Source organism: Burkholderia sp. Bp9143, assembly GCF_003853645.1.
In the GTDB taxonomy this organism is placed as follows: Bacteria; Pseudomonadota; Gammaproteobacteria; order Burkholderiales; family Burkholderiaceae; genus Burkholderia.
On record NZ_QTPO01000095.1, the window covers coordinates 1 to 13,596 of the forward strand.

Annotated in this window: 8 protein-coding genes and 1 pseudogene; 6 read left to right on the plus strand and 3 right to left on the minus strand. The window is 68.0% G+C overall.

Features of this window, described 5'->3' with window-relative positions:
* The first annotated feature begins 171 nt into the window (after positions 1-171).
* Positions 172-903: a ribonuclease T2 gene (locus tag DIE23_RS38230; protein ID WP_124617994.1), complete on the plus strand. Its 732-nt coding sequence runs from the start codon at positions 172-174 to the stop codon at positions 901-903.
* Positions 904-982: 79 nt separating this feature from the next.
* Here the strand turns inward: DIE23_RS38230 and DIE23_RS38235 are convergent, their stop codons facing one another.
* Together DIE23_RS38235 and DIE23_RS38240 are read right to left on the minus strand one after the other, a co-directional pair.
* Complete coding sequence (locus tag DIE23_RS38235; RefSeq protein ID WP_124617996.1) at positions 983-1,618, minus strand: isochorismatase family cysteine hydrolase; 636 nt, start codon at positions 1,616-1,618, stop codon at positions 983-985.
* A 34-nt stretch (positions 1,619-1,652) separates the two neighbouring features.
* Positions 1,653-2,567, minus strand: coding sequence for a glutaminase (locus DIE23_RS38240; RefSeq protein WP_124617998.1), 915 nt, complete (start codon positions 2,565-2,567; stop codon positions 1,653-1,655).
* Between the two features lie 220 nt (positions 2,568-2,787).
* On the opposite strand from DIE23_RS38240, the gene DIE23_RS38245 reads away from it, so the two are divergent.
* The gene (locus DIE23_RS38245; RefSeq protein WP_124618000.1) at positions 2,788-3,498 is read left to right on the plus strand and encodes a response regulator; all 711 of its coding nucleotides are present in this window, start codon (positions 2,788-2,790) and stop codon (positions 3,496-3,498) included.
* Positions 3,499-3,562: 64 nt separating this feature from the next.
* The gene (locus DIE23_RS38250) at positions 3,563-4,693 is read left to right on the plus strand and encodes an ATP-binding protein (RefSeq protein WP_124618002.1); all 1,131 of its coding nucleotides are present in this window, start codon (positions 3,563-3,565) and stop codon (positions 4,691-4,693) included.
* A gap of 63 nt (positions 4,694-4,756) precedes the next feature.
* Here DIE23_RS38250 and DIE23_RS38255 read toward each other — a convergent pair whose 3' ends face one another.
* Complete coding sequence (locus DIE23_RS38255) at positions 4,757-7,171, minus strand: patatin-like phospholipase family protein (RefSeq protein ID WP_124618004.1); 2,415 nt, start codon at positions 7,169-7,171, stop codon at positions 4,757-4,759.
* A 271-nt stretch (positions 7,172-7,442) separates the two neighbouring features.
* On the opposite strand from DIE23_RS38255, the gene DIE23_RS38260 reads away from it, so the two are divergent.
* The 3 genes and pseudogenes from DIE23_RS38260 to DIE23_RS38275 all read left to right on the plus strand — a co-directional run.
* Positions 7,443-8,477: a rod shape-determining protein gene (locus DIE23_RS38260; protein ID WP_124618006.1), complete on the plus strand. Its 1,035-nt coding sequence runs from the start codon at positions 7,443-7,445 to the stop codon at positions 8,475-8,477.
* Positions 8,478-8,532: 55 nt separating this feature from the next.
* A pseudogene (locus DIE23_RS40630) lies at positions 8,533-8,816 on the plus strand (YdcF family protein); the annotation flags it as partial.
* Positions 8,817-9,446: 630 nt separating this feature from the next.
* Positions 9,447-13,596 (plus strand): autotransporter-associated beta strand repeat-containing protein (locus DIE23_RS38275; protein ID WP_185646620.1); only part of this gene is annotated, 4,150 nt, incomplete at its 3' end.

Consider the following 13,596-nt stretch of genomic DNA (forward strand, 5'->3'; position numbering starts at 1 on the left):
CGTTGAACATTCTCCGATGCGGACGTGCATCGCCAGTAGTGGGAATCCCCTGCCTTTAGGCAGTGGGGGGACGTCAAACTGATGCCACGTTGCGTCGGCAACAATCGCGGGCAGACATTCGACAATCTTGCGGCGCATCCCGCGACCGCAAGCCTTTTCCGAGGAAACGCCATGCTCAAGACGCTCGCCCGCGCCGCGGCCGCACTCGCCGTCGCATCCGCCTCGCTGCACGCCGTCGCGCAGACCAGCTACGACTACCTGTTGCTCGCGGCTTCGTGGGAGCCCGGCTTCTGCGCGTCGCACGACACGCCGGAGTGCACGAACCTCGCCGGCACGTATGCGGCGACGAGCCTGTCGCTGCACGGCCTGTGGCCGAACAAGTACGACGGCAACCAGCCGTTCTACTGCGGCGTGCCGCAGAGCGACGTCGATCTCGACAACGCGCACCAGTGGTGCAGCATGGACGCGTATCCGGTCAGCACCGCGACCCGCAACACGCTGTCGACCTACATGCCGGGCGTGGCGTCGTGCCTCGACAAGCACGAATGGTTCAAGCACGGCACCTGCTCGAATTCGGCGTCGCCGGATGCCTACTGGAACGAGGCGACGGGCATGATCAGTCGTCTCGGCAACACGTCGTTCAACGCGTTCCTGCAGGCGAACGCGGGCAACACGGTGACGCGCAACCAGCTGCTGTCCGCGTTCGAAGGCGCGTTCGGCAGCAATACGCGCAGCGCGGTATCGCTGAAGTGCACGAAGACCAACGGCGTCAGTTATTTCACGGAAGCGTGGATCGCGGTGAAGACGAATGCGATCGCGCAGTTTCCGAGCACGGCATCGCTCGTGACGGACGAGAACACGCAGGGGACGTGCCCGACGTCGGGCGTGTATATCGCGAAGTGACGCGCGAAGTAACGCGTGAAGTCACTCGGGATGCGCCGGCCGGAAGCGTTCCGGCCGGCGCGGCGGGGGCGTTGCGCGTTTACGCGAGCAAGCGTAGCGCGTCCGCGAGCGACAGCACCGTCGTGCGCGTCTCGAACGCGGTCGCGAACAGATGCTCGTGCACGACCTGATCCGGGTCGTAGCAGCAGTCCTTCACTGTATACAGCCGGAAATCCGCATCGCTTGCGTGCGCAACCGACGACAACACGACGCCCGTCGACGCAATCCCGACCAGGATCAGCGTATCAATCCCCCGCGCGATGAGCCGCCCCTGCAGGTCGGTGCGGAAGAACACGCTCGCGCGATGCGCGAGCGTCAGCGGTTCGCTGTCGAGCCGTCCGAGTTCCGGGCATGGGCCGTCGTCGATGAACAGGCCGAGCTGCTTGATCCCTTGCCCGTTCTTGTTGCGCGGGCTGACTTCCGGATAGCCGGGGCTGAAGCGGAGATTCGCGAAACAGACGTGAACGCCGCCGGCCCGCGCCGCATCGCACAGCTTGCGCGTGTTGGCGAGCAGGGTGGGCGCGACCGACGGAAAGAGGCCGAGGATGTCGGTCTGGTAGTGCATCACGACCAGCGCGGTTTGCGCCGGCACGATCGATGGAATCGGCGCGTGCGTGCGGCCGTCCGCGCCAGCGTGGTGAGTCGTCGTGAAATCTGAAGCGTGTTCCGGTTGCATGACTGATGCTCTCCCATGAGTCACTTCGGTGTTTTCAGAAAATCGACCGCTCCGTATACGTCGTCAACCATTCGAGCGCCAGCGTGCCCGCCAGCGAGTTCCCGTTCGCATCGAGCCCCGGCGCCCACACGCACACGGCCATTTCGCCCGGCAGCACCGCCACGATCCCGCCGCCGACGCCGCTTTTCGCGGGCAGGCCGACGCGATAGACGAAGTCGCCCGCCGCGTCATAGGTACCACAGGTCAGCATCAGCGCCGACAGCCGCTTCGCCGAACTCGAATCGACGATCCGCTCGCCGGTGACGGGCGCGACGCCGCCGTTCGCGAGAAACAGCGCGGCCTGCGCGAGCTCGACGCAGTTCATCGTGATCGCGCACTGGCGGCAATACGCGTCGACCACCGTGTCGGGCGGCATCTGCATGTTGCCGAAGCTCGCCATGAAATGCGCCATCGCGCGGTTGCGTTCCGCGTGCTGCAGTTCCGACAGCGCGACGCGCGAATCGTAGTCCACGTCGATCGCGCCGATCAGCCGCCGCACGAATTCGACGAGCGCGGTCTCGGCCCTGACGAAGCGGCGGCACAGCACGTCGGTGACGACCAGCGCGCCGGCGTTGATGAACGGATTGCGCGGCTTGCCGCGCTCGCTTTCCAGCTGAACCAGCGAGTTGAACGCGTTGCCGGACGGCTCGCGGCCGACCCGCTCCCAGAGCGCGTCGCCCAGCAACTGGAACGCGAGCGTGCACGCGAACAGCTTCGAGATGCTCTGGATCGAGAAACGCTCGTGTGCGTCCCCAACCGTGTAAACGTTTCCATCGAGCGTCACGACGGCCATCCCGAACTTGTCGGCGGGCACTTTCGCGAGCTCGGGAATGTAGTCGGCGACGCGTCCCTGGCCGATCCAGGGGGCGAGTTCGGTGTGGATGCGTTCGAGGATCGGCTGGTAGTTCATCACGTGAGGCAGGGCGGGCGCGGCCCGGTTTCCGGGGAGCCCGTATGGAACCGTTTTGGCGCCGGTTCGTCAAGCGCGCCAATCATTGCACCCTTATTTTTGAGATCGGCAAACGGGCAATCGGCGGGCGCAGTATCATGCGGTACGTTTCGACCGCTCGCCGGCAGCCGGCGCAAGCCTGCCGCCGCCGCGGTCTCCCCGTATGATCCGACCGTTGCCCATGTCTTTTCGCATCCTGCTCGTCGAAGACGACACCCGCCTGTCCACGCTGATCGCCGGCTACCTGCGCAAGAACGACTATGAAGTCGACACTGTGCTGCACGGTGACGCCGCCGTGCCGGCGATCCTGTCCATGCGCCCGGATCTCGTCATTCTCGACGTGAACCTGCCGGGCAAGGACGGCTTCGAGATCTGCCGCGAGGCGCGCAAGCAGTACGACGGCGTGATCATCATGGTGACGGCGCGCGACGAGCCGTTCGACGAGCTGCTCGGCCTCGAATTCGGCGCCGACGACTACGTGCACAAGCCGGTCGAGCCGCGCATCCTGCTCGCGCGGATCAAGGCGCAGCTGCGCCGCGTCCCCGCGCGCGCGGCCGAAGGCGCCGCGCCGCAGCCGGAGCGCTACACGTTCGGCCAGTTCTTGATCGACCGCACCGACCGCTCGGTCGTGCTGCCCGGCGGCGACTCGCCCGACCTCACGTCGGCCGAGTTCGACCTGCTGTGGGTGCTGGTGTGCCATGCGGGAGAGGTCGTCAGCCGCGACGACCTGATGCTGCAGCTGCGCGGCGTCGAGTTCGACGGCCTCGACCGCACGATCGACGGGCGCATCTCGAAGCTGCGCCGCAAGCTGCACGATGATGCTGGCAACCCGCAGCGGATCAAGACGATCCGCAGCAAGGGTTACCAGTTCAGCAAGCATGCGTGGGAATGACGCGACCCTGGCGCGACGCCGTCGGCCGTCGCATCCCCGCATCGCACGATAGCCGGAAGCCGCGATGATCCGACCCACCCGTTCGCACCCCGATGCACCGCCGCTTTCGACGCTGCGCTATGTCAAATGGCGCTGGCTGCATTTCCGCCGCGCGTGGACCGACACGCGCGCCGACCGCATTCCAAGCTGGTCGCGGCTGTACGTGCGCACCTACCTGCAGCTGCTCGGGCTCGTGCTGCTGACCGCGCTCGTGCCGGCGCTCGCGCTGTGCGTCGTGTTGTCGCCGCAAGTCGTGTGGCACGCGTTCGACGCGCTGCCGGGCGATATCTGGATCGTGCTCGCGTTCGTGCTCGCCGCGCCCGCGCTCGCCGCGTATCGGTGGATGCGGCCGGTCTGGTCGGATCTCGTGATGGTGCGCGAGCGCGCGATCGACTTCACCGGCGGGCGCTTCAACACGCGCGCGCGGGAGTCGCACAGCGTGATCATCGGCCCGCTCGCGCGCACGCTGAATGCGCTCGCGATGCGCATGGAGCGGCTGATCGCCGCGCAGCGCGACCTGACGAACGGGATCTCGCACGAGCTGCGCACGCCGCTCGCGCGCGTGCGCTTCGCGCTCGAGATGCTGCGCGAACCGGGCTCGGCCGCCGAATACCACGGGGCGCTGGAGAGCATCGCGCAGGACGTGACCGAGCTCGAGGAACTGATCGACATGAGCCTCACGTACGCGCGGCTCGAATACAGCTCGCTGCAGTCGAGCCTCGAGCTGACCGCGCCGGTCGCGTGGTTCGAGCACCAGATCAGCGACGCGCAGTTGCTGTATCCGGAGCGCGCGATCGAGTCGCGCATCGCGATCGCGTCGGACCTGCGCGTGAAGATGGACCGGCGGCTGATGTCGTACGCGATGCGCAACCTGCTGCGCAATGCGAGCAAATATGCGGCATCGCGGATCGTCGTCGGGATCGCGATCGAGCACGGCAACATCGCGATCTTCGTTGAGGACGACGGCCCGGGCGTGCCGGAGAGCGAACGCGAACGGATTTTCGACGCGTTCGTGCGCCTCGACCGCCGCACCGGTGGCTACGGGCTCGGCCTGGCGATCACGCGGCAGGTGCTGCACGCGCACAACGGCCGGATCGCGGTCGTCGATCCGGTCGAACTCGGCGGCGCGCGATTCGAGATCAGCTGGCCGATCTGACAATCTGTCCGGCGCCATCGGGCAACGCGGTCGCCGCGCCGCGGCGACCGCCGCCCGCCAGGGTCAATACGTGCGGCCGAGCTGCAGGTAGATGTTGCGCCGCCCGCCCGGCGCGAGCGCGACGCCCATGTACAGCGGGCCGAACGCGGTCGTCAGGCTCGTGAAGAACGTATAGCTCTGCTTGAGCGTGCCGCCGCCGACCTTCACGCCGCTCGACCACACGTTGCCGACTTCCGCGCTGGCACCGACCGACAGCGCCTTGATCGGGGACGCGTTGAACGTCATCAGCTGGTTCATGTAGGTCACGTTGCCGTACGCGAGTTCGTTGCCGGCCAGCTGGTCGGCCGCATACGCGGCCAGATGCTGGAACCCGCCGAGCGTGAAGTTGAACGCGTTGATCAGGTTGGTGCCGCCGATGCTCTTGCCGCCCTCGATCGTTGCACTGACGCTGTGCCGGCCGAACTGCTGCGCGATCATGGCCTTGCCGTAGAGCTCGGTATAAGGCGCGTTGGACGTATCGGCGAGGTCCTCAGCGGACTGGCTGTTGTGCGACCACAGCGACCGTTCGACCCGGAATTCGCCGTAGTAGCCGCGGCGCGGGAACATCGGATCGTCGAGCTGATCGATGACGAGCCGCGCGCGCGCGGTCAGCGCCTGCGACGTGAAGCTCGGCCAGACCAGCGTCGAGCTGCCGTCATCGAACGGGAACGGCAGGTTGTAGTTCGGCGAGCCGTGCCCGGTCGCGTAGCCGATACCCATCCGGAAGTCGCCGAGCCGCCCGATCGGCAGGCCGAAGTCGAGCCCGGTGCGCGCCGTCTGCATCAAGTACTGGTTCAGCTTCACCTCGCCGCTGTTGTCGTACAGGTTCACGTAGCGACGCTGATATTCCGCATAGGGCGAAATGTACAAACCGTATGCGGCCGGCAACGGCTGCCGCAATTCGACGCGGGCCGACTGCAGGTCGCTGCCGATCGTCGTGTCCGCGCGGAACTCGAGGCCCGATTCGGTGAGCCACGGCCGCCGGTAGCCAACGTGCAGGCGGAAGCCGCCCTCGTCGGTCGAGCTGCTGGACATCCCGACGCCGAACAGCAGGAAATTCGGCCCCCAGTATTTCTCGCGCGCATCGATCTCGAGCACGTTCTCGTCGCCGTGGCTCACGATCTGCTGCGTCACGCTCTCGAAATTGCCGCCGGTCGTCAGCCCGAGCAGGTCCTGGCTGACGGTCGCCGGATCGTAGGTGTCGCCCGGTTTCACGTGCAGCGCGTCGCTGACGACACGCTTGGGCACACCGCCGGTCGTCTTGATCTCGATTCGCGTGATGCGGATCGGCGGCGGCAGCGGCTGCGCATGAGCGGACCGGTAGGCCGCGTACTGTTCCGGCGTGAGCGCGAAGTGCTTGAGCTGCGGCAGCGCCGCGGTCGCGGCGGCCGCGCCGGCGGCGATCGCCTGCTTCGCGTTCTGGAAATCGGTGAACGCGAGCGCGCCGAGGTCGGGCGTGAGCAGCACGTCCCGCGCGGCGAGCTGCTTGCGCTGCGACGTCACGTTCTGGCGGATCAGGATGCCGACCATCTGTTGCATCACGTCGGCCGGCGACGCGAGCGCGTCGAGCGGACGCAGCGGCGAGCCGATGTCGACGGCGATCACGACCTTCGCGCCCATCTGCCGCGCGGTGTCGACCGGCAGGTTGCTGACGAGGCCGCCGTCGACGAGCGCGCGGCCGTTGATCTCGGCCGGCGCGAACAGGCCGGGCATCGCCATGCTCGCGCGGATCGCGAGCGGCAGCGAGCCGTGATCCAGCACGACCATCTGGCCCGTCTGCAGGTCGGTCGCGACCGCGCGATACGGGATCGGCAGCTGGTCGAACGGCTGGTTGGTCGGCACGGCGGCCGTCCAGTTCGCGAGCAGCGCTTGCAGCCGGTTGCCCTGCACGAGGCCGACCGGCGCCTTCACACCCTTCTTGCCGAAGCCGAGCGTCAGGCTGTTGATGTACAGGCGCTCGTCCTCGCGGCTGCTCTGCGGCAGGTCCGCGCGGTCGGTCACGTCGAACGCGATGTCGCCCAGGTTCACTTCCGACAGCTTCTTTTGCATTTCGTCGGCAGCCATCCCGCTCGCATACAGGCCGCCGACCACGGCGCCCATGCTGGTGCCGGCGATGCAGTCGATCGGGATGCGGTTCTCCTCGAGCACCTTCAGCACACCCAGGTGCGCGTACCCGCGGGCGCCGCCGCCGGACAGCACGAGGCCGATCGACGGCCGGCCGGCCGGACCGCCGTCGGCGTTGCAGGTCGGCTCGCGCGTGGCGGCGGGGGCCGTTGTGGCGGGGGCGGCCGGTGCGGCGGCAGTGGCCGCCGTCGCGGTGCGGGTAGCGGTGTCGGCGGCCGGCATGGGCTGCGCGGCAACGGTGCAGCACCAGAGCGCAACGAGCGTTGTGCCGAGCTGGCGCACCCCTGGCCAGCGGAGAGAAGCGGGCGCTGTCATGGTGGAATACCTGGCGTGATCGGGCGTCGGACGCCTGCCGGGAGCAGGCAAGACCGAGAGATTACCGTGTTTTACAAGCGCAACGCGAGGGGCCGATGCGTAGCCGCAGGCCTGCCGACACGCGTTTTCGGCAATTTCGTCGCGAAAAAATCATCGGAATTGCTTAAAGTATCGGCACGATTTGCCGCTAAGACCGTAATGGGGCAGCAAAGGCGTGCCGCGGGGATGCGGCCCGGCCGCTCCGGCCGGTTTGTTCAAGAAAAGGCTAACTATGTCGACACCGCTGTTCGGAAAGTTGTTTGCGCAACCCGTTGCGATCGACCCTGGAACGGCGAGTACGCGGATCTATACGCACGAGCGCGGCGTGGTGCTGAACCAGCCGTCGGTCGTCTGCTTTCGCAAGGGGGGCGCATCCGACGCGCGACCGACGCTCGAGGCGGTCGGAGAACTCGCGAAGGCGCTGCTCGGCCGCGAGCCGGGGCATCTCGAGGCCGTGCGGCCCATGCGGCACGGCGTGATCGCCGATGCGCACGCCGCCGAGCAGATGTTCCGCCGCTTCATCGACATGTCGCGCACGCGCTCGCGCTTCAGCCGCCGCGTCGAGGTCACGCTGTGCGTGCCGTCGGATGCGACGGCGGTCGAGCGCCGCGCGATCCGCGAGGCGGCGTTCGCGGCCGGTGTATCGGACGTCGAACTGATCGAGGAAGCGCTTGCCGCCGGGCTCGGCGCGGGTCTGCCGGTGACCGAGCCGGTCGGCTCGATGGTCGTCGACATCGGCGCCGGGACGACCGAAGTCGCGGTGATCGCGCTCGGCGGCATCGTCTACCGCGAGGCGATCCGCGTCGGCGGCAACCAGTTCGACGCGGCGATCATCAACCACGTGCGCAACCTGTACGGCGTGCTGCTCGGCGAGCAGACCGCCGAGCGCGTGAAGCAGACGATCGGCTCGGCCACCAGCGCCGTGCCGCGCACGTCGACGCGCGCGATCGGGCGCGGCGTCGAGGACGGCCTGCCGCGCTCGATCGAGCTGTCGAACCACGATGTGGCAGACGCGCTGGCCGCGCCGCTCAAGCAGGTGATCGGCGCGGTGAAGTCGGTGCTGGAAAACGCGCCGGCCGAACTCGTGACCGACATCGCCCATCGCGGCGTGGTGCTGACGGGCGGCGGCGCGCTGCTCGCGGATATCGAACGCCTGCTGCGCGACGAGACCGGGCTGATCGCGCGGATCGCCGACGAGCCGGCCACCTGCGCGGTGCGCGGCGCCGGGGAGGCGATGGGGCGCCTCGCGATGTGCCCGGTGGATTGACGCCGGCCGGGCAGGCTCGCCGACCTGGTCTGGAGGTCTTTCGAACCCCGAACCTTCGCGGCACGCGCGCGCATACATGCAGGCGCACCGGCTGTCGCGCGTGTTGATCGTCAGCCAGTATCACCACCTCGCGCGGGCGCGCCTCGCGTTCGAGCGGGTCGGCTCGTACCCGCGAACATCTCCCCCGCGTATCCGCACCGCCTCCAGTGGCGCGCTATCCATTCGAGCTGGCGGGAAGTGCCCGCATACGCGATCCATGCGCTGCGTCGATGGCTCGACCTCGATGCGCGGCCCGTGTCGTTCCGGCCGATCGTTTATCTGATGATCCCGCTTTCGTAACCCGAGGGCGGCCGGGATTCGATTGAGTTTGTGGCTTTCATTGTCGTTTACAAATGGCGGCTTCACGTGCGCCGGATTCGAAAGCGTTTTGTGGGGTGTTGAAAATCCATGCTTTCGATTCTTGAAATTAAACGGCTCCCGATTATTTGCGTCGACTGAATGCCGCCGTCATTTGTATTGCGCCGCAAAAACACGGTAGCCGATTTTGTATGAGGTATGGGTGTTTTCACGGATCCCGCGATTGGTTGTTTTGCCCGGAATTTGACGGAATGACCGGAAAACCCCTCGGTTCCTGTCGCTTCGAGAATTTGTGCGAGTAAAAAATACGCATTCCATTGGCCTTGCCCCGATAAGCAAAGATTGACTGGAAAACCATATTTTTTTGATATAGCCTTGTCTGACAAAAAGCAGGGCGGTAATCAAATCAACCAGAAAGTCGCTGCATAAAAACAGGGGTCCACGATCATGTCATCCGGTTAGTTTTGCATTCGCAAACGAGAATCGATTAACCAGCAGTTCATCCACGAATAAACCGACGTCGTACCGCGACCGCCGGAGGGCACGCTTGCGTTCCGGATTTTCCGCCGTCGCCGGTCCGATTCAGCGGTCATGCTGATGCCGAGGGGACGCATGAATATTGCGCATTCGAAGAAGAGCGGAGAGCCGTTTCCGAGACTCCTGTTGCCGACCGGCGTTTTCCTGGCCTTGTCCGGCGCGGGCATCGTTCCCGCCTATGCGACCTGCACCACGGCAGGCACCACGGTGACCTGTTCGGGCGTCGCGAATCCGCTGGCGCCGAGCTATTCGAACAGCGCCAACAACATCCACGCGACCGTCAATCCCGGCGCGAGCCTCGGCGTGCTGCTCGGCGTCGGCGGTACCGCGATGTCGCTGACTGGCAACAATACCCAGCTGGCCAACAACGGCACGATCGACCCGTCGGCGCTCGGCACCGGGCTCGGCGTGCTGTCGAGCGGCGCGGTGATCGGCAACGCGGCGGCGAGTGCCGGCACCAGCGTCACCAACAACGGCACGATGAACGGCTCGACCGGGGTGGCGATCAGCGGCGTGACGGGCATGGCGCTGTCGGTCCAGAACGGCACCGGCGGCACGTCGACGATCAACAACACCGGCACGATCGGCTCGAACCCGCTGGTCGGCGCGACCCTCACCGGCGCGGACGCGCCCGTGGTGGCCGCGTACGGCGGCGCCACGGTCAACATGACGAACAGCGGGACGATCACCGGCCGCGTGTCGCTCGGTACGAACGGCACGCCCGGGGCAGGTAATACGTTCACCAACTCGGGCACGATCAACGGCAGCGTGTCGATGGGCGCGAACAGCACGAACACGTTTAATGCCGTGACGGGCTCGTCGGTCAATTCGGCGGGCGGCACGGGCGGCGCGTTCAACATCACCGTCGGCCCCGTTACGCTCGGCGTCGCGGCGACCGGCACCGTTGACGGCGGGGCAGGCGGCGACAACACGCTGGTGCTGCAGCAAGGCGCATCGGCAAACGGCGCCATCGCGGTCAGCAACTACATCAACTTCAATCACCTGGACGTCACGAGCGGCAACTGGACAATCAGCGGCGCGTCGACCGCGCAGGACGCGACGCTGGCGGGCGGCGTCGCGATCATCGACAACAACGCGTCGCTCGGCACGGGCACCATCACGGCCACCGGCGGTGCGCTGCAGGCGGGCGTCGCCGGGCTCAACGTCAGCAACAATGTGGATCTCGGCGCGGGCGGGCTGACGGTGCAGGGCGCGACCGGGCTCACGCTGTCAGGCGCGGTGACGGGCGGCGGCGCGCTGACGAAGAGCGATGGCGGCACGCTGACGCTGTCGGGTCTGAACAGCTACACGGGCGGTACGAACCTGAACGCCGGCGGTCTCGTGGTCGGCAGCAATACCGCGCTCGGCGCGGGCGCGCTGAACGTCAACGCATCGGCGACGCTCGATTCGAGTGCGAACGTGACGCTCGGCAACGTGGTCAATCTCGCCACGGGCGCGACGCTGACGCTGGGCGGCAGCAACGATCTCGGCCTGACGGGCACGATAAGCGGCACCGGCGGGCTCACGAAGAACGGCGCGGCGACCGCGACGCTGACCGGCGCGAACACGTATACGGGCGACACGACGATCAATGCCGGCACGCTGGCGATCGGCGCGGGCGGCAGCCTCTCGCCGACCGGCACGGTCAACCTCTCCGGCGCGGGCGCGACGTTCGACCTGGGCGGCGCGACCGGGACGCAGACGATCGGCGCGCTGGCGGGCGCGGCTGGCACGAACGTGAATCTCGGCGGCAATTCGCTGATACTCGACGGCAACGTCAATGCGACGTATGCGGGCACGATCGGCGGCACCGGTGGCCTGACGTTGTCCGGCACCGGCACGCAGGCGCTGACCGGCGCGAACACGTACACGGGCGGCACGAACCTGAACGGCGGCAACCTCGTCGTCGGCAGCAACACGGCGCTGGGCTCCGGCGCGGTGAACGTCAACGGCTCGTCGACGCTCGATGCGACCACGAACGTATCGCTTGCGAACGGCATCAACCTCGCCACCGGCACGACGCTCACGCTAGCCGGCAGCACCGGCCTCGGGCTGGGCGGCACGATTTCCGGCGGGGGCGGGCTCGTGAAGGACGGTGCCGCGACGCTGACGCTGTCCGGTGCAAACAGCTACTCGGGCGGCACGACGCTGAATTCCGGCGGACTCGTGCTCGGCAACGGCTCGGCGCTCGGCGCGGGGGCGCTGACCGTCGGCGGCGCGGCGACGCTCGATACGACCACGAACCTGTCGATCGGCAATGCGATCGATCTCGGCACCGGCACGCTCACGCTGGGCGGCAGCAACGCGCTCGGGCTGAGCGGCGTGATCTCCGGCGCGGGTGCGCTCGTGAAGGACGGCGCGGCGACCACGACGTTGACGGGCGCGAACACCTATACGGGCGGCACGACGATCAACGCCGGGACACTGGCGATCGGCGCGGGCGGCAGCCTGTCGTCCACGGGTACGGTGAACCTGGTCAATCCGGGCGCCGCGCTCGACATCAGCGCGGGCGGAGCACAGTCGATCGGCGCGCTGTCGGGCGGGGCCGGCACGAGTGTGACCCTCGGCGCCAGCGCGCTGACGCTGGGCGGGACCGCGAGCGGCACGTTCAGCGGCGTCATCGGCGGCACCGGCAGCCTGACGCTGTCGGGCACCGGCACGCAGACGCTGAACGGCGCGAATACCTATACGGGCGGCACGAACCTGAACAGCGGCAGTCTCGTGCTCGGCAACAACGGGGCGCTCGGCAACGGTACGCTGGCCGTCGGCGGCACGGCGACGCTCGATACGAATGCAAGCCTGTCGGTCGCCAACGCGATCGATCTCGGCACGGGCGCGACTCTGACGCTGGGTGGCAGCAACGCGCTCGGGCTCAGCGGTGCGATCTCTGGCGCGGGCGCGCTCGTGAAGAACGGCCCGGCGACCACGACGCTGACGGGCGCGAACACCTACACGGGCGGCACGACGATCAACGCCGGCACGCTGGCCGTCGGCGCGGGCGGTAGCCTGTCGGCGACGGGCACGGTGAACCTGGCCGGCGCGGGCGCAGCGCTCGACCTGAGCAGCGCGACGAGCGCGCAGACGATCGGCGCGCTGTCGGGCGCTGCGGGGACGATCGTCAATATGGGCGGCAACGGGCTGACGCTGGGCGGGACCGCCAGCGGCACCTTCGGCGGCGTGATCGGCGGCGCCAGCAGCCTGACGCTGGCCGGCACCGGTACGCAGACGCTGACGGGCGCGAACGTATACACGGGCGGCACGAACCTGAACAGCGGTGGCCTGGTCCTCGGCAACAGCGGGGCGCTCGGCGGCGGCGCGCTGAATGTCGGCGGCGCAGCGACGCTCGACACGAGCACGAGCCTGTCGCTGAACAACGCGGTCAACCTCGGCACCGGCGCGACGCTGACGCTCGGCGGCACCAACGCGCTCACGCTGAACGGCGGCATGACCGGCGCGGGGGCACTCGTGAAGAACGGCCCGGCCACGACGACGCTGACGAGTGCGGCCAGCTACACGGGCGGCACGACGATCAACGCCGGCACGCTGGCGATCGGTGCAGGCGGCAGCCTCGCGCCGACGGGCACGATGAACCTCGCGGGCACGGGGGCGACGCTCGACCTGAGCGGCGCGTCGGGCGCGCAGACGCTCGGTGCACTGTCGGGTGTGGCCGGCAGCAACGTGAGCCTCGGCGCCAACGCGCTGACGCTGGGCGGGACGGCCAGCGGCACGTTCGGCGGCGTCATCGGCGGCACGGGCGGCCTGACGCTCGCGGGCACCGGCACGCAGACGCTGTCCGGCGCGAACACGTATACCGGCGGCACGACGATCAATGGCGGCAGCACGCTGGCACTGGGTGCGGGCGGCAGTCTCGCGGCGAGCGGCACGGTGAATCTCGCGGGCGCGGGCGCGACGTTCGACCTGGGCGGTGCGTCGGGCGCGCAGACGATCGGCGCGCTGACCGGCACGGCCGGCACGAACGTGAATCTCGGCGCGACCGCGCTGACGCTGAGCGGCAGCGGCAGCAACACGTTCGGCGGTGCGATCGGCGGCACCGGCAGCCTGACGCTCGCGGGCACCGGCACGCAGACGCTGTCGGGCACGAACACGTATACCGGCGGCACGACGATCAACGGTGGCAGCACGCTCGAGCTCGGTTCGGGCGGCAGCCTCGCGTCGACGGGTGCGGTCAACCTCGCGGGCACGGGCGCGACGTTCGACGTGAGCG

Bases quoted from the DNA above. Each gene is read 5' to 3' on its own strand.
- DIE23_RS38260 (WP_124618006.1), top strand. From the start codon at position 7,443: ATGTCGACACCGCTGTTCGGAAAGTTGTTTGCGCAACCCGTTGCGATC.
- DIE23_RS38250 (WP_124618002.1), top strand. From the start codon at position 3,563: ATGATCCGACCCACCCGTTCGCACCCCGATGCACCGCCGCTTTCGACG.
- DIE23_RS38230 (WP_124617994.1), top strand. From the start codon at position 172: ATGCTCAAGACGCTCGCCCGCGCCGCGGCCGCACTCGCCGTCGCATCC.
- DIE23_RS38245 (WP_124618000.1), top strand. From the start codon at position 2,788: ATGTCTTTTCGCATCCTGCTCGTCGAAGACGACACCCGCCTGTCCACG.
- DIE23_RS38235 (WP_124617996.1), bottom strand. From the start codon at position 1,618: ATGCAACCGGAACACGCTTCAGATTTCACGACGACTCACCACGCTGGC.
- DIE23_RS38240 (WP_124617998.1), bottom strand. From the start codon at position 2,567: ATGAACTACCAGCCGATCCTCGAACGCATCCACACCGAACTCGCCCCC.
- DIE23_RS38255 (WP_124618004.1), bottom strand. From the start codon at position 7,171: ATGACAGCGCCCGCTTCTCTCCGCTGGCCAGGGGTGCGCCAGCTCGGC.